At 68.0% G+C, this 15,731-nt stretch carries 13 protein-coding genes; 2 read left to right on the top strand and 11 right to left on the bottom strand.

Annotation, left to right across the window (positions count from 1 at the left end; translation table 11 throughout):
• Positions 1-2: 2 nt before the first annotated feature.
• From VK98_RS05790 to invF, 11 genes are all read right to left on the bottom strand, one after another.
• Entirely contained in the window at positions 3-263 is a 261-nt protein-coding gene (locus tag VK98_RS05790) for an EscS/YscS/HrcS family type III secretion system export apparatus protein (RefSeq protein WP_019104573.1), read from the bottom strand.
• Positions 264-396: 133 nt separating this feature from the next.
• Positions 397-1,056 carry an EscR/YscR/HrcR family type III secretion system export apparatus protein gene (locus VK98_RS05785; protein WP_048413112.1) on the bottom strand — a complete coding sequence of 220 codons (660 nt, stop codon included), beginning with the start codon at positions 1,054-1,056 and terminating at the stop codon, positions 397-399.
• Positions 1,046-1,939: a YscQ/HrcQ family type III secretion apparatus protein gene (locus VK98_RS05780; protein ID WP_053077243.1), complete on the bottom strand. Its 894-nt coding sequence runs from the start codon at positions 1,937-1,939 to the stop codon at positions 1,046-1,048. The genes VK98_RS05785 and VK98_RS05780 overlap by 11 nt, the downstream gene beginning before the upstream one ends.
• Positions 1,939-2,988, bottom strand: a complete 1,050-nt coding sequence (locus tag VK98_RS05775) for a type III secretion system needle length determinant, SpaN/EivJ family (RefSeq protein ID WP_048413110.1) — start codon at positions 2,986-2,988, stop codon at positions 1,939-1,941. Before VK98_RS05775 ends, VK98_RS05780 begins: the two co-directional genes overlap by 1 nt.
• On the bottom strand, positions 2,976-3,428 hold the full coding sequence (locus VK98_RS05770) for a hypothetical protein (protein ID WP_048413109.1): 453 nt from the start codon (positions 3,426-3,428) through the stop codon (positions 2,976-2,978). The genes VK98_RS05775 and VK98_RS05770 overlap by 13 nt, the downstream gene beginning before the upstream one ends.
• Complete coding sequence (gene sctN, locus VK98_RS05765) at positions 3,412-4,701, bottom strand: type III secretion system ATPase SctN (protein ID WP_048413108.1); 1,290 nt, start codon at positions 4,699-4,701, stop codon at positions 3,412-3,414. Before sctN ends, VK98_RS05770 begins: the two co-directional genes overlap by 17 nt.
• A complete protein-coding gene (gene spaK, locus VK98_RS05760) occupies positions 4,698-5,105 on the bottom strand; it encodes an SPI-1 type III secretion system chaperone SpaK (protein WP_048413107.1) in 408 nt (135 codons plus the stop codon). Before spaK ends, sctN begins: the two co-directional genes overlap by 4 nt.
• 15 nt (positions 5,106-5,120) lie before the next feature.
• On the bottom strand, positions 5,121-7,187 hold the full coding sequence (locus VK98_RS05755; protein WP_082158774.1) for an EscV/YscV/HrcV family type III secretion system export apparatus protein: 2,067 nt from the start codon (positions 7,185-7,187) through the stop codon (positions 5,121-5,123).
• A gap of 107 nt (positions 7,188-7,294) precedes the next feature.
• Entirely contained in the window at positions 7,295-8,428 is a 1,134-nt protein-coding gene (locus VK98_RS05750) for a YopN/LcrE/InvE/MxiC type III secretion system gatekeeper (RefSeq protein ID WP_304413551.1), read from the bottom strand.
• Entirely contained in the window at positions 8,418-10,157 is a 1,740-nt protein-coding gene (gene sctC, locus VK98_RS05745; protein WP_053077241.1) for a type III secretion system outer membrane ring subunit SctC, read from the bottom strand. The genes VK98_RS05750 and sctC overlap by 11 nt, the downstream gene beginning before the upstream one ends.
• Positions 10,154-10,933: an AraC family transcriptional regulator InvF gene (gene invF, locus VK98_RS05740; protein WP_082158773.1), complete on the bottom strand. Its 780-nt coding sequence runs from the start codon at positions 10,931-10,933 to the stop codon at positions 10,154-10,156. Before invF ends, sctC begins: the two co-directional genes overlap by 4 nt.
• 403 nt (positions 10,934-11,336) lie before the next feature.
• Here invF and VK98_RS05735 point away from each other — a divergent pair, with 403 nt between their 5' ends.
• Both VK98_RS05735 and VK98_RS05730 read left to right on the top strand, forming a co-directional pair.
• Positions 11,337-13,787, top strand: a complete 2,451-nt coding sequence (locus tag VK98_RS05735; protein ID WP_053077240.1) for a hypothetical protein — start codon at positions 11,337-11,339, stop codon at positions 13,785-13,787.
• A gap of 10 nt (positions 13,788-13,797) precedes the next feature.
• On the top strand, positions 13,798-15,675 hold the full coding sequence (locus VK98_RS05730; RefSeq protein ID WP_048413106.1) for a GMC family oxidoreductase: 1,878 nt from the start codon (positions 13,798-13,800) through the stop codon (positions 15,673-15,675).
• Positions 15,676-15,731: the final 56 nt, after the last annotated feature.

Raw genomic sequence — 15,731 nt, 5'->3', positions numbered from 1 at the left:
CCTCAGCCCCTGGCCAGCGCCATGCGCATCACCTCCCGGCCGAAGCCGAGCAGGGTTTCGCCGTACCAGCCGGACAGCAGGAACAGACACAGGCTGACGCCGAACAGCTTGATGCCGAAGGGCAGCGTCTGTTCCTGCAACTGGGTCACGGTCTGGAACAGGCCCACCAGCAGGCCGATGGCGGTGGCGACGATGATGGGCCAGGCCGACATCAGCAGCACCAGGTACAGCGCCTTGTTGCCGGCGAACACCAGATCATTCATAGCAAAACTCCAAAATTGAGGCGGGCGGCATAGGCAGCAAAACCGAGCGCAGCGACCGAGGCAAGGCGCGCCGACGCAGGCAGTACCCGTCGTACGACAAGGAGGCGCAACGCAGCATCGGCGGTTTTGCCCCCTACGAAGCCAAATCCAGGTACTGCAACACCAAGCCCTTGGACAGCAAGGTCCAGCCGTCCAGCGCCACGAACAACACCAGCTTGATCGGCACCGAAATCGTCACCGGGCTCATCATCATCATCCCCAGCGCCAGCAGGATGCTGGAGATCACCAAGTCCACCACCACGAAGGGCAGGTAGAGGTAGAAGCCGATCTTGAACGCGCTCTTGATCTCGCTGAGCGCGTAGGCCGGCAACAAGGCGAAGATGGACGGCTGTTCGTCCTCGGCCGCATTGCCGGTTTCGCGCTCGGTGCGCTGCGCCTGGGCCTTTTCGAAGAAGCTCACCAGCTCCGGGTCGGAATACTTCTGCAAATAGCCGCGATAACCGTCCAGGCCGTTCTCGACGAAATTGCTCACCGACTCCACGCTGTTGAAGCTGACCTGCTCTTCCTGGTAATGGCTGTAAGCCTGCTGCGCGATCGGCAGCATCACGAACATCGACAGCATCAGCGCGATGCCGTTGAGCGTCATATTGGACGGCACCTGCTGCAGGCCCAACGCGTTGCGCACCATCACGAACACGATGGAGAACTTGATGAAGCAAGTGCCGGAGGCGATCAGGAAAGGCAGCAGCGTGGCGAAGGCCAGCAGCGCGATCAGCGAAATATCATTCGACATCGGCGGCTCCGCCCAGCCACTCCGTCACTTCCACTCCCAGATGGCCGGCCAGCTGCACCAGTTCGCCGCGTCCCAGCAAGGCGCCGTTGGCGCGCACTTCCACCCGCCGCTCGACGTCGGCCGGCAGGTTCAACAGCCGGCCCCGGCACAAGTCCTGCAGCTCCGCCAGCGTCATCCGGCCGCGATGCAGCACGAACTCCAGCTCCACCGGCAGCTGTCCCATATCGCGCGCCGGCGCTTCCTGCTCGGCCTCCTGTTGCGATTCATCCCATTCCATGACGATTCCTTCCTCATACGTTTGATAAGTGCCCAATGCGCGGTCGTGGCAGCGCACCGCCGCCTTAGGCTCGCGGATCAGCAGCACGTCGCCGCGCGCGACGCCGCGCAGCAGGCCCAGGCTCACGCGGCTGTCGCCGACGACGAAGCGCAGCGGCCAACTCAACAGCGGCGCCGGGTCCGGCGCGTCTCCGGCCTCGAACTCCGGCGCGCGTTCCAGCCACAGCGGCCCCTCGGCGCACATCACCCGCAGCAGCGGCTGGCGCGGCAAGGCGTCGCCCGGCCCCGCTTCGCCCAGGCTCAAGCGCTGGTAGGCCAGCTCCGGCATCGGCGGCGTCAGCGGTCGTTCCGCCGCCGCCAGCCATTGCGCCGCCTGCGACTCCACTCCGGCGGACAGCGCCAGCCGCGCCAGCTCGGGCGCGGCGCTCTCCAGCCAGGCGCGCGGCTGCAACCAGCCCTGCCAGCGCTGTTCCGCGTCGGCCACCGATAGCCACAGGCCGCCGCGCGGCGGCGTTTCCAGCGTCGCGTCCCAACCCTGGCGCCGCCAGGCCTCGGCGGCGCGCCGCAAAGCGCGCTCGCGCGCGTCTATCTGTCTGAGCGCCAGCATCAGGCGTCCTCCTCCTCATCCCGCTGCGGCTGCTGCCGGCCCTGCTCGCGGCCGTCGTCGCGGGCCATCTGCCATTGCTGCGGGTTGCCGGACTGCCATTGCTCGCCCAGGCGCTGCTGCACCAGGCTGTCCGACGGTTGCAGGCTGAGCACGCCGCCGGGCTGGCTTTGCACATTGACCGCGTGTTCGCCGCCCCAGCGCTGGAAGCGATACGTCAGCCCCGGCTGGGCCGGTTCCGGCGCGCTGGGCGCGGACGGCGCCGCTTGAGCCGCGGTCGAGGCGGGGTCCTGGCGCGGCCGCGCCGGCGGCGCGGTTTCGCGCGGCGGCGTCGGCTGCGCCGATGGCTGGGCCGGCGGCGGCGCGATGGCCGCGGCGGCGGCCGGCGCGGCCTCGGTCTTGCGCGCCTCGCCGCCTTCGCGCGCGGCGGGCGGCGTCGGCGCGGAAACCGATGCGGCGGCTTCGGCTTTCAGCGCGCCCCGTCCATGCGACACCGGCGCGTCGGCGCCGGTCGACGACGCTGCGGCGGCCGGAAGCGGGGCCTCGCCCTTGGCCGGCGCGTGCTCGATCTTGTGCGGCGCAGCCGGCGCCGGCGACGCGGAGCGGGCCTTGGCCGGAACGTCGGCATCCGAAGCCAGGCCGGCCGCGTGCGCGGCAGCCAAGGCCGCCGCGGCGGCGTGCGGGTCTTGCGGCCGGGCGGCGGTCTTGCCGCGCGCGGCGGCGTCCAGCCGTTCGCCGTCGCCCAAGGGCGTCTGGCCGCGCTTGCCCGGCGCGGACAAGGCGGCGTCCGCCGCGTGGCGGCCGCCGGAGTTCAGGCGCGCGGCGTTCCAGTGCGGCGGCAGCGGCGGCTGCCACAGCGCCCCCGCCGGCAGGCGGGAGCGATCCCGCTCGCGCTCGCCGGCCTCGTCCTCGCCGTCGCGCTCCGGATCGGCGGCGTCCTGACGCTGTCTCTGGGCTTCGCGGGCAAAGGCCTCGGCGGCGCCGTCGGCGTCGGCCGCGGCTCCCGGCCGGGTGTCCGCGCTCGGCGCGGGAATGGGCGTCATCGCTTCCATATCGTCCTCTCTTCCTGCTCGGCCTCGTCCAGCCGCAAGCGCCGCATCCGTTCCTGGCGGCGCTGCAGCTTGGCCCAGCGTTGATACTTGTCTTCCTTGCGCAGCCATTGCCGGCGCAAAGCCTGTTGTTCCTCGCGCCGGCCGGCCAGGCCTTGGCGCTGTTCTTGCAACTGCCCGCTTTGCAGGTCCAGGTTTTGCAACTGGCGGCGCAGCACCGCCTGCTTGCGCTGCAGCGCGAACAGCTGGCCGCGGCTCATCGCCCCGGCCGGCCGCTGCGCCAGCAGCAATTGGCGCAGGCCCAGCCCCTGCGAGGCCAGCGCCTGTTGTTCCGCCGCCAGCGCGCCGTCCTGGCGCGCCAGTTGAGCCAGCTCCGCCTCGCAGCGCGATTGCGCCGCCTGGCAGCGGCGCAGCAGCGCGCCCAGCTTAGGCAACAAGCTCATGCAGGCTGCGCAGGGTGTCGTCGAACCCCGCGCCCTCGTCCATCGACTGGCGCAGCCAGCGCCGCAGCGCGTCACGCGCGTGCATCGCGCGGTCGTTGTCGGCGTTCTCGCCGGGGCGGTATTCGCCCAGGTCGATGAAGACTTGCAGCTCCTCCAGCCGCGCCATCAGGGCGCGCAACGCCGAGGCCGCCTGCAAATGGCCGCCGTCGCAAACCTGGCCCGCCACGCGGCTGGCGCTCTTGAGCACGTCGATGGCCGGGTAATGGCCCTGGCCGGCCAGCTTGCGGCTCAGGTAGATGTGGCCGTCCAGAATGGAGCGGATCTCGTCCGCCATCGGGTCCGGCTCGTCGTCGCTTTCCAGCAGCACGGTGTAAAAGGCGGTGATGCTGCCGCCGCGGGTGGCGCCGGGGCGCTCCAGCAGCCGCGGCAGGCTGTCGAACACCGAGGCCGGGTAGCCGCGCCGCGCCGGCGGCTCGCCGGCGGCCAGCGCCACGTCGCGCAGCGCGCGGGCGTAACGGGTCATGGAGTCGACGAAGAGCACCACTTTCTTGCCCTGGTCGCGGAAGTACTCGGCCACCGTGGTGGCCAGCAGCGCCGCGTTGCAGCGGTCCACCGAGGAAAAGTCCGAGGTGGCGAACACCAGCGCGCAGCGCTCGCGCTTGGGCGAGGCGCGCAGCGATTCGGCGAACTCGGTCACTTCGCGGCCGCGCTCGCCGATCAGGCCGATGACGAAGACGTCGGCGTCGCTCTGCTCGATCAGCATGTGCATCAGCATGGTCTTGCCGCAGCCGGCGGAGGCGAAGATGCCGACGCGCTGGCCGACGCCGCAGGTCAGCAGGCCGTCGATGGCGCGCACGCCGGTGGCCAGCGGCTCGCGTATGCCCACGCGTCGCGAGTACGGCGGCGGGTCGGCGTCGATGCCGCGCTCCTCGCCGCCGACGCCGGCCTCGGGCGCGAAGCGCTCGACGATGCGGCCGGTGGGGTCCAGCACCGCGCCCAGCGCCGACTCGCCTATCCAGGCGGCCAAGGCGCGGCCGGTGGGCTGCAGCACCGCCTCGCGCGACAGGCCGCGCGCGTTGCCGATCAGGCTGAGCACCGCGCGCGGGCCCTGGAAGCCCACCACCTGGGCGCGGGCCACCACCTCGCGGTCCTGCCAGCTGCGGCGGATGTCGCACAGCTCGCCTATCGCCACCTCGGGCAGCGCGGCCTCCAGAATGGGGCCGGACAGGCGTTGCGGATACGCCAACCGGCGCAGCAGGCGCGGCGCCTTCATCGCAGCAGCGACTCGCTGAAGCGCTCCAGCGCGTCGAAGAAGCCGTTCAACGCCTCGGAGAAGCGCTTGCCGTCGGTCAGATAGTCCGGGTGCGCCATCGCCTTCAGTTCCAGATAGCCGTCATTGGCGGCCAGTTGCAGCTGGCCGCCGCGGGCGAAGTGGCAGCCCTGCATCAGGTCCTGCAGCAGTTGGGCCGCGCGCTGGGCCAGCACCGCCTCGTTATGCTCGCCCAGCCGCGCCCACAGCCACACCTCGCCGTCCTGGGCGCTGACGTGGATGCTGGGCAGGTCGTGCAGGTCCAGCGCGATGGTGGAATGGCTGTCCAGCTCGCCCAGCAGGGCGGGATCGCAGCCGCTCTCTTCCAGCGCGGAGCGGACCAGTTGGGCGATATCCATGGCGAACATAGGCGGAATCCTTTTTTAGATGGTTTTGATCACGTTCACCGACACGCTGTCGGCGATTTCGCCGAAGGACACCACTTCCAGATCGCGGAAGCGGGTTTCGACCAGTTTCTTGATGAAGCGCCGCACGTCCACCGAGGCCAGCAGCACCAGGTCCTTGTGCGCGATGCCCATGCCGTCCAGGCCGAGCGCGAACAGGTCCATCAGCTCGTCCGAAGCCGCCGGCTCCAAGTTGAGGAAGGCGCCGGCCGAGGTCTGGCGTATGCCCTTGCGCACCATGTCCTCCACCTCGGCGGACATCATCACCGCGCGCAGTTCGCCGCCGCTGGCGAACTTGTGGCAGATGTAGCGCGCCAGCGCGCCGCGCACGTGCTCCACCAGATTGATCACGTCCTTCTCGCGCGGCGCCCACAGCGCCAGCGCCTCCATGATCAGCTTCATATTGCGCACCGAGATGCGTTCGGCCAGCAGCCGCTGCAGCACTTCGGCGATGCGCTGCACCGTGGCGTGGCGCAGCACTTCCTTGAGCAGGTCCGGGTATTTGGCTTCCAGCTGATCCAGCATGTGCTTGGTTTCCTGGACGCCGAAGTATTCGTTGACGTGGCGCGCCAGCAGCGCGGCCAGGCATAGGTAGAGCTCGTCCAGCGCCGGGCGCAGCTGGTAACCCAGCTTGGCCAGCTTGTCGCCGTCGGCCGGGCGCACCCAGGCGCACTGGCTGGCGCCCTGGGCGCTGAACACCGGCTGCACCCCGAGCGCGGCGGCCTCGTCCGAGTAATTGACCACCCGCAGCAAGTCGAAATGCAGCTCGAACTCGTCGGCGCGAATCTCGTTGATCAGCACCGCCACCCGGTTGTCCGGCAGGCCTTCGCCGTCGCGCAGCAGCATGTCCGGCAAACGCACGCCGTAGTCGATGAAGAACTGGCTGCGCAGCCGCTCGGCCAATTGCGCCTGCTCCAGCGCGGCGCGGCGAGCCTTGGGCACCAGCAGGATCAGCGGCACGGTCTCCGCCGCCACCTTGTCCAGATTGCCGATCAGGCCCAGCGAGCTGTCCTTGCCGCCGGCCGGCGTCGCGCCGGCCGCCGCGCCCGACGCCGGCGCCTGAGCCGCGCCCGACGCGCCTTTCCGCGCCACGCGGCGCTTGTAATAGAACAGGCCGCCCAAGGCCGCGGCCAGGATCAGGAACACGATCAGCGGGAAACCGGGCAGCATGCCCACCGCCAGCGCCAGCACCGCGGTCACCACCAGCACGAACGGGTTGCCCAGCAACTGGCTCATGATGTTGCGGCCCATATTGTCGCTGTCGCCGTTGACGCGGGTGACGATGAAGCCGGCGCTGATGGCGATCAGCAGCGCGGGAATCTGCGCCACCAGGCCGTCGCCGATGGTGAGCATGGTGTAAGTGGACAGCGCGGTGGACAGGTCCATGCCGTGCTGGGTCATGCCCACGGCGATGCCGCCGATGAAGTTGACGAAGATGATGATGATGCCGGCGATGGCGTCGCCCTTGATGAACTTCATCGCGCCGTCGAAGGAACCGTAAAGCTGGCTCTCGCGCTCCAGCACGCTGCGGCGCTCGCGCGCGCCGTCGGCGTCCACGATGCCGGCCTTGAGGTCGGCGTCTATGCTCATCTGCTTGCCGGGCATGCCGTCCAGCGAGAAGCGCGCCGCCACCTCGGCCACCCGCTCCGAGCCCTTGGTGATGACGATGAACTGCACCACGGTGACGATGGAGAACACCACGAAGCCCACCGCCAGGCTGTCGCCGATCACGAACTGGCCGAAGGTGTTGATGATTTCGCCGGCGTCGGCCTCGATCAGGATCAGGCGGCTGGTGCTGATGGACAGCGCCAGCCGGAACAGCGTGGTGATCAGCAGCACCGAGGGGAAGGTGGAGAAGCTGAGGATGCGGTCGATGTAGAACGAGCCCATGAACACCAGCACCGCCAGCACGATGTTGAGGCCGATCAGGAAGTCCACCAGATAGGTGGGCAGCGGGATGATCAGCATCGCGATGATCATCACCATCAACAGCAGGATCAGCAATTCCGGCCGCGAGCGCGCGCCGTTGAGCAGGGAATTAAACACCGTTAGTCATCCAAAGCGATTCGATATTGGCGACGGGCCGCAGCCCGCCGGGAAAAACAGCCAGGCAAGACGGGACATGTCCCCCGCCTTGCCTGGCGGCTCTCGTTTTACTCCGCGCCGCCGCCCTCGGCCTCGCGCCGGCGTTCGGCCAGCTCGTGGCGGTAGGCGATGGCGGCCAGCCGGCGGAATTCCTCCTGCAAGGCGTCCAGCCAGCGTTCGTCGACGAACAGCTGCGGCGGCAGCGCCTTGCAGGCCTGGTACAGCGCCTGCAGCAAGGTGGAGTGCTCGCTGTGGCGGCTGAGCAGCGCGGTGTCGCCCACCGTTTCCGCCAGCAGGCCGTCCAGCTGCTGCGGCTGCTGCAGCAGCGACAGCAAAAACAACAGCCAGTCCGCCTCGTGGGGGTTGAAGGCGCACACCTGCGGATTGCTCAGCATGCGGCCGACGAAGAGCGCGTCGGCCGAACGCAGCAGCTTGAGCTGGCTCAGCCGGCCCAGCAGGTTGCCGAACTCCAGCCGCGAACAGCTGGCGTCCAGCGAATCGATGTCGGCCAGCAGCGCGCCCTCGATGAAATCCAGCACCACCGCCCGGCGCTGGTAGCCGTAGCTGCCCACCCAGTCGGCGTAGATCTCCACTTCCGCCGCCTCGCTCTCCAGAAACTGGCGGTAGCTGGCGCGCAGCAGGCCGGGGCTCAGGGACAAAGCCTTGCCGAACAGCCTCGCCTTCAGCGCGCAGTTGATGCCGGCCTTCAGCGGCTTGGGCTCGGCCTGATCCTCCACCTGCTTGAGCAGGGCCTGCAGGCGTTTGCGCACCACCTCGTCCAGCTGGCGGCGGCGCAGCAGCTCGCGCAGCACCAGCACCAGATCGCTGTCGTCCGGAAACAAGGAGCGCGCCTGGCGCAGCAGCTCCTCGGCGCTGACGCCGTGGGACTTGGCCACGTGCAGGATTTGCTGCGCCTTGGGCTGCGCCTCCTCGTCCAGCACCCGTTCGAAGCTGTCGGCCAGATGGCCCAGTTTCTTGTCGTAATCGCGGCGGTTGCGGAACTGGGTCAGCGCCGCCGACATTTCATCGGTGGACTGGGCGAAGCGCTGCACCTCGGCCGCCGGACTGGCGTCCTCCACCTGCTGCGCCTCCGCCTGCCGGGCTTCGCCCTGGCGCTGGGCGTCGCGCTGGGCGTCCAGCTTGCCTTGGTGCTTGGGCGAGCGGACGCCGAAGACCGGCGGCGGACGGCCGCTAATGTCCACGCGTCGCGCCCTTGGCCGCACCGTCGGCGCGCTGTTCGCGGTCCAGATAATCCCGCACCCATTGCTGCAGCGGATCGCTGGAGATGCCGCCCTCCTTGGCCACCGCCGCCGACAGATCGCTGGCGTCCGGCGTCAGCGGGTCGTCGATCTCGCGCGGCTGAATCAGGAACACGCGCACGGTATTGCTCTGGTTCTGGCTGCGGTAGCGGAACAGGCCGCCCACCAGGGGCAGGCTGCCCAACAACGGCACCTTGTTGTACTGTTCGATATTGGCGTCGCGGGTGTAACCGCCTATCAACAGGCTCTTGCCCTGCGGCACCCGGGCCACGGTGCTGATGCGGGTGCGGCCCACTTCCGGCAACGCGTCCTGCGGGTCCTTGTCGTAATCCGGGCTCTTGGCCTCGCGGCCGTCCTCGATATTCAGCGACATTTCGATCTGGCCGTCGGCGGAAAAGCGCGGCAGCACGCTGACCAGGGTGCCGTAGGTCACGTGCTGCAGGCTAGAATTGCGCTCGCCCACCAGCTTGGCGTAGAAGGTGCGGTTATTGTCGAAGATGGCCGGCACGTTTTCCTGGGTCAGCACCACCGGGCGCGACACCACATTGGCCTTGTTCTTCTGCGACAGCGCCATCACCGAGGCGATGAAGCGGGTGCCGTCCAGCGTGCTGATCGAATTGCTGGGGTTCAGCGCCACGCCCAGCTTGTTGCCCACGGTGACGCTGCCGCTCCAGTTAACACCCAGTTGATCCAGGTCGCCCTTGTCCAGGTCTATGATCCACAGCGACAGCTCCACGTGGCGCTTGGCCACGTCCAGCGCCAGCGCCAGGTTTTCGATGAAGCGCACCTGTTCGGTGGTGCCCTTGATCAGCAAGCTATTGGTGTCCGGATAGGCGATCACCTTGATGTCGCCGGCCGCCGCGTCCTGCTTCAGCGCGTCGGGCAGGCTGAGGCCGGCCTGGTAGGCCGGCGCCTTGATCTCGCCGCCGGCGGGGAAGTCCGGCATCGCGGGGATGTCGCTATTGCGCGCCGGCGGCCGCGCCGAATTGACGCCGGCGGTCTGCAAGGGCTTGCCCTCGCCCTGCAACAGCTTCTCTATCACCGTGGCCATGCCGGGGATGACGATCTTCTGGTCGCGCAACTCATAGCTGCGGTCGCTGACGAAGGTGTTGTTGAGCCGCACCACGCCTATCTTCTGCCGGCCCAGCTCAATGCCGTCGCTCTGCTTGTCCATGAAGCCGGCGGCGTTGACCACCAGGTCCACGAAGACCGGCGGCCCGGATACGTAGAAGGTGCCGCTGCGGCTGTCGCCGCGCAGCGGATAACGCTTGTCGTAGAGGCCGGACTTACGCAGGAAGTCGTTGAAGGCGGAGAGCGACACATTGCGCAGCGACACCACCGCGTTGCGGGTTTCGCTGGCGTCGTAGACGTAAATGGCCTGGCCGTCGTGATACCAGATCAGGCCCAGCTGCTGGGTCATCTTGTCCAACAGCGCCTGCGGGTTGGCCAGGTCGAAATCGCCGCTGATCTGCTTGCGCGCCGCCTGCTTGCTGACGATCACCGGCTTTTTCAGCCGCGAGGAAATCGCGTCGAAGAAAGAACGCAGGCCCTCCTTCTTGGCGATGTAGCCGGCGGAGTCGGCGGCGCGCGCCGGTTCCGGCGCGGCGGCGGCCGGCACGGCCGCGAGCAGCGCCGCGGCCAGCAGCGCGGCGGATAAAAAGCTTCGATTCATTTGGTGGCCAGTTGAATGATGTTGGACAGACCGCGCGGCGACACGCCGATCAGCCCCTTGATTTCGTTGGAAAAATGCGAAGACGAGGCGTAGCCGTGCTTGAGCGCCACCTGGGTCAGGTTTTCCCGCCCTTCCGCCACGTCCAGCAGCGAACGGGCCATGCGCCAGTCGCGCAACTCGGTCTTGGCCGCGTTGCCCAGCGCGTGGCGGCACAAGCGGCGGAAGTGGGAGTAAGACACGCCGTAGCGCTCGCCCAGCGCCTGCAGCTTGTCGCCGCAGGTGGACTGGGCCAGTAGAAAGCGCACCAGCCAATAACTCTCGCTGCGGCGCAGCAGCGCCAGCAGCGCGGCGAAGGCCGGCGACGGCATCAGCACCTGCAGCAAGAACCAGTATTCGCAGCGCTTGCGGTCCTGCCAGGCGTTCAGATCGGCCAGCGGCAATCGCGCGCAGCGCGCCTCGCTCGCCGGCGCGTCCGCGTCGCGGGCCTCGTCGGTCTTGGCTTCGTCGACGAAAGCCAGCAGCTTGCTCAGCGCTTCCAGCCGGACCGGCTGGAAGGCCAGCGCGCCGGCGACCACGTTCACTTCCACGCGGTCCAGCAACAGCAGGCCCTGCCAATCCGCCGCCAGGGTCAGCGTTTCCGCGCCCTCTTCCCAGCTCAATTCCAGCCGCGCCTCTTCCCGGCGCGGCGGCAGCAGCCAGACGTCCTGGGCCGGCGCGCTGCGCTTAGCGGCGGCCTCCAAAGTCTCCAGCGGGTGCAACACATCGTTATCGGTCATCGGTCAAACGCCCTGCCGGGCTCGTGCTTGGACCGGGAAAGTGTCGCCCAGCGTCGCGGGCGAATCCTGATGCAAATCTGATGGGGATCCGAGTTTTCGCCGCGGCGCGCGCCAGACACAAAGAACAGGCCCGCCGCGGCGGCGCCCGCGCGACACAAGCCTCGACGAGCGCGCAGGCGCGCGCCGCTTGAGCCTGGATCAGCGCCGAGATTATTCCTTTTCCCGCCGCGGGCAACTTTCAACTATCGACCATGGCGCCGGATTTTCGCCATCCGTATGAACGCTCAGCAAAACTACGCGGGCGCGGTCCCGCCGCCGCCGTGCTATAGGCAGAGATAGGCCCAGACATGCCAAATAAATGAAACAAAATCAAAACCGCCTTGCTGCCGATGGAGAAAATGCGATGGCCCAGTTGACCCCTACCCTGCGCCGGGGAGCGGCGTTGCTATTGCTGTTGAGCCTAGCCGGCTGCCGGGACGGCGAGCCCAAACCCGGCACCGTGCTGGACGAGGCCAAGCAGGCCCAACGCACGGTGGAATCCTTCCCCGCCGCCGACGAGGACTACTTCAAGGACATGGACGGCGCGGTGGCGCTGAACGCCGCCGAGGTCAAGGGCCGCAACACCTGGCTGGTGTGGACCGGCGGCAACGACAGGCTGTGGGACAAGCTGGCCACCGTCAGCGTCGGCAACCTGGACCTGCTCAAGACCCTGTCCTCCCATCCCGGCCTCAAGTTCAGCCGCGACAATCGCTGGAACTACCTGGGCCTGGTCAACGAGCCCTGTTTCGACAAGGCCGGCGGCCCGGACGACAAGCGCTTCGGCCTGTGGCTGGACCAGCGCCGCGCCGATTGCCCGAAAGACCCGTTCGAGAACGAGCAGAAATATCCGGGCGTGGCCATAGGCGCGCGCGGCAAGAACCTGCCCGCCGGCTCCTTCTACGGCTACGCCACCGGCGTGGTGGGCTTGCGCCTGTTCCCCAACCCGGCCTTCGACGAGGCCGCCGCCAAGAAATGGGACGCCAAGCGCTATTACGAAGACCCGACGTATTACAACGACAAGGACCTGATCCGCCCCTACCGCGTGGGCATGTCCTGTGCGTTCTGCCACGTAGGCCCCAATCCGGTGAAACCGCCGGCGGACCCGGAACATCCGAAGTGGGAAAACCTCAGCTCCAACGTCGGCGCCCAATATTTCTGGGTGGACCGCATCTTCTCCTGGCAGGCGGACCCCAGCAGCTTCCCCTTCCAGCTGTTCCACACCTCGCGCCCCGGCGCGCTGGACACCTCGCTGATCTCCACCGACTCCATCAACAACCCGCGCACCATGAACGCGGTGTACGGCCTGGGGCCGCGGCTGGACATCGCCAAACGCTGGGGCAAGGAAACCCTGGCCGGCGGCGGGCTCAACAACAAGCAGTTCAACGACTTCGTCAAGGACGGCCCGCTGACCCAGTTCTTCCAGCCGCCCAAGACCGTGTGGACGCCGCGGGTGCTGAAGGACGGCTCGGACTCGGTGGGCGCGCTGGGCGCGCTGAACCGCGTCTATCTGAACATCGGCCTGTTCAGCGAGGAATGGCTGCTGCACTTCAACCCGCTGGTGGGCGGCAAGACCATCACCCCGATCCAGATCGCCGACGCGCGCAAGAACTCGGTGTACTGGCAGTCCACCGAACTGCAAACGGTGGACATGGCGCTGTTCTTCCTGAAAAGCACGGACCCGCACAAGCTGAAGGACGCTCCCGGCGGCGCGCAATACCTGAGCAGCGACGCCGCCCAGCTCAGCCGCGGCAAAGTGGTGTTCGCGGAAAACTGCGCGCGCTGCCACTCCAGCAAGCTGCCGCCCAAGGTGCCGCCGCTGGACCCCAGCGCCGGCTGCGCCGGCCCGGACTACCTGGCCTGCTTCAACAAATACTGGGACTGGACCAAGACCGAGGACTTCAAATCGCAGATGCGCCAGATCGTCCAGGCCGACGACTTCCTGAAGGACAACTACCTGTCCACCGAACTGCGGGTGCCGGTGACCCTGCTGCAGACCAACGCCTGCAGCCCGCTGGCCACCAATGCGCTCAAGGGCAATATCTGGGACAACTTCTCGTCCAAAACCTATAAAGACCTGCCCTCGGTCGGCGAGATCACCGTGCACAACCCGTTCACCGGCGCCCCCTCGCAGTACAAGATGCCGGCCGGCGGCCGCGGCTTCACCCGCCCGGCCTCGCTGATCAGCGTCTGGTCCACCGCGCCCTTCCTGCTCAACAACAGCCTGGGCAAATTCAACCCCAGCCCGTCGGTGGCCGCGCGCATGGAGTCCTTCAACGACTCCATCCAGAAACTGCTGTGGCCGGAGAAACGCGAGAAGGACAAGGTGCTGGGCGACAAAGTGCCCGGCCTGATCGACCGCACCACCGCCCGCAGCTATCTGCGCGTGCCCACCGGCTACCTGCCGGACGCGCTGCAGGAACTGCAAGGCCCGCTGCAACGCTATCTGCCCTGGCTGTTCGGCAAGGACGGCGTGGAGCTGGGCCCGATCCCGGCCGGCACCCCGGTCAACCTGATCTCCAATCTGCAGGTGACGCTGGACAACCCCTCGCTGGGCGAACGACTCAAGCACGACAAGAAACTGCTGGAGCTGCTGCTGAAGATCAAGCACGACCTCAAGGCGCTGCCGCCGGGCGCCAGCGACGAAGAGGCGCGCAAGGTGTTCGCCAACCTGGCGCAGCCGATGCTGGAGCTGAGCACCTGCCCTGACTTCGTGGTCAACCGCGGCCATTACTTCGGCACCGGCTACCAGACCAAGGAGCCCGGCCTCAGCGACAGCGACAAATACGCGCTGATCGAATTCCTGAAAACCTTCTAAAGCGCGCGCCATGGACGAATACGAATACATCGTGGTGGGTTCCGGCGCCGGCGGCGGCACGCTGGCGGCGCGGCTGGCCGAGGCCGGCCACCGAGTCTTGCTGCTGGAGGCCGGCGGCGACCCGCGCGCGCTCAAGGGCGGCGACGCCTGGCAACCCCAGGCCGAACGGCTGCCCGACGATTACGACGTGCCGGTGTTCCACGCGCTGGCCTCGGAAAACGAGGCGATGAAGCTGGACTACTTCGTCCGCCACTACGCCGACGACGCCCAGCAAAAGCGCGATCCCAAATACCGCGCGGAATGGAACGGCCGGAAAGTGGACGGCGTGCTCTACCCGCGCGCCGGCGCGCTGGGCGGCTGCACCGCCCACAACGCGATGATCACCGTCTACCCGCACAACGCGGACTGGGACGGCATCGCCCAGCTCACCGGCGACCACAGCTGGCGCGCGGACCACATGCGCGGCTACTTCGAGCGGCTGGAAAACTGCCACCACCGCCCGCTCTACCGCTGGCTGGGCCTGCTCGGCGTCAACCCCACCCGCCACGGCTGGCGCGGCTGGCTGCAAACCGAGAAGGCGATCCCGGAATCCGCGCTGGGCGACGCCGGCCTGGTGGACACCCTGCTGGTGTCGGTGGACAAGGCCTTCGACGAAGTGGACGTGCCGCACCGCAGCTGGCGCTGGCTGCTGCAAGGCCAGGCCGATCCCAACGACTGGCGGCTGGTGCGCGACAACGCCGTCGGCGTCTGCTACCCGCCGCTGGCCACCCGCAACCATCAGCGCAACGGCAGCCGCGAACGGGTGCTGGACGCGGCGGCGCGCCACCCGGACCGGCTGCGCGTGGAACTGGACGCGCTGGCCACCCGGGTGCTGTTCGACGAAGGCCAGCGCGCGGTGGGCGTGGAATACCTGAAAGGCGCCGGTCTCTACCGCGCCAGCGGCCGGGTCAGCGAGGCCTCCGGCGAACGCCGCGAGGCGCGCTGCAGCCGCGAAGTGATCCTGGCCGGCGGCGCCTTCAACAGCCCGCAACTGCTGATGCTGTCCGGCATCGGCCCGGCCGCCCACCTGCAAGAGCACGGCATCGCGCCGCGGGTGGACCTGCCCGGCGTCGGCCAGAACCTGCAGGACCGCTATGAAGTGGGCGTGGTCAACCGGATGAACTTCAAGCACTGGGAAGTGCTCAAGGGCGCGGAGTTCGCGCCCGGCGACCCGCAGTACAAGCAGTGGGCGGAAGGACGCAAGGGCGTTTACACCACCAACGGCGCGGTGCTGGCGGTGATCCGCCGCTCGGCGCAAGAGCGCCCGCTGCCCGACCTGTTCTGCTTCGCGCTGCTGGGCCTGTTCAAAGGTTATTTCCCCGGCTACTCGCGGCTGTTTCCGGAACACCTGAACTACCTGACCTGGGCCATTCTCAAGGCGCACACCAATAACCGCGCCGGCACGGTGACGCTGCGTTCCGCCGACCCGCGCGATCCGCCGGACATCAACTTCCATTACTTCGAGGAAGGCAGCGCCGGCGGCGATCAGGACCTGGACTCGGTGGTGGAAGGCATCAAGTTCGTGCGCACCCTGACCGCGGACCTGAAAAAGCAGAACCTGATCGCGGAAGAAGAACTGCCCGGCGAGGCGCTGCAAAGCGACGACGAACTGCGTCAGTTCGTCCGCGACAACGCCTGGGGCCACCATGCCTCCTGCAGCTGCGCGATCGGCGCGCGCGAAGCCGGCGGCGTGCTGGACAGCCAGTTCCGCGTCCACGGCGTCAGCGGCCTGCGCGTGGTGGACGCCTCGGTGTTTCCGCGCATCCCCGGCTTCTTCATCGTCTCCGCGGTGTACATGATCGCGGAGAAGGCGGCGGAGGCGATTTTGGAAGACGCCAAGCGCTCATAAGCGCTGCGGGATGGCGTCCAGGCGCGAACCGGCCTTGCCGAGTGGCCTTTAGGCGT

Origin of the sequence: Chromobacterium sp. LK11, assembly GCF_001043705.1 — a bacterium.
GTDB lineage: Bacteria > Pseudomonadota > Gammaproteobacteria > Burkholderiales > Chromobacteriaceae > Chromobacterium > Chromobacterium alkanivorans.
This window is presented reverse-complemented; position numbering and strand designations above follow the sequence as displayed.

What these genes read in the sequence shown, in the direction of transcription:
- VK98_RS05790 (WP_019104573.1), bottom strand. Translation starts at nt 263, where the DNA reads ATGAATGATCTGGTGTTCGCCGGCAACAAGGCGCTGTACCTGGTGCTG.
- VK98_RS05785 (WP_048413112.1), bottom strand. Translation starts at nt 1,056, where the DNA reads ATGTCGAATGATATTTCGCTGATCGCGCTGCTGGCCTTCGCCACGCTG.
- VK98_RS05780 (WP_053077243.1), bottom strand. Translation starts at nt 1,939, where the DNA reads ATGCTGGCGCTCAGACAGATAGACGCGCGCGAGCGCGCTTTGCGGCGC.
- VK98_RS05775 (WP_048413110.1), bottom strand. Translation starts at nt 2,988, where the DNA reads ATGGAAGCGATGACGCCCATTCCCGCGCCGAGCGCGGACACCCGGCCG.
- VK98_RS05770 (WP_048413109.1), bottom strand. Translation starts at nt 3,428, where the DNA reads ATGAGCTTGTTGCCTAAGCTGGGCGCGCTGCTGCGCCGCTGCCAGGCG.
- sctN (WP_048413108.1), bottom strand. Translation starts at nt 4,701, where the DNA reads ATGAAGGCGCCGCGCCTGCTGCGCCGGTTGGCGTATCCGCAACGCCTG.
- spaK (WP_048413107.1), bottom strand. Translation starts at nt 5,105, where the DNA reads ATGTTCGCCATGGATATCGCCCAACTGGTCCGCTCCGCGCTGGAAGAG.
- sctC (WP_053077241.1), bottom strand. Translation starts at nt 10,157, where the DNA reads ATGAATCGAAGCTTTTTATCCGCCGCGCTGCTGGCCGCGGCGCTGCTC.
- invF (WP_082158773.1), bottom strand. Translation starts at nt 10,933, where the DNA reads ATGACCGATAACGATGTGTTGCACCCGCTGGAGACTTTGGAGGCCGCC.
- VK98_RS05735 (WP_053077240.1), top strand. Translation starts at nt 11,337, where the DNA reads ATGGCCCAGTTGACCCCTACCCTGCGCCGGGGAGCGGCGTTGCTATTG.
- VK98_RS05730 (WP_048413106.1), top strand. Translation starts at nt 13,798, where the DNA reads ATGGACGAATACGAATACATCGTGGTGGGTTCCGGCGCCGGCGGCGGC.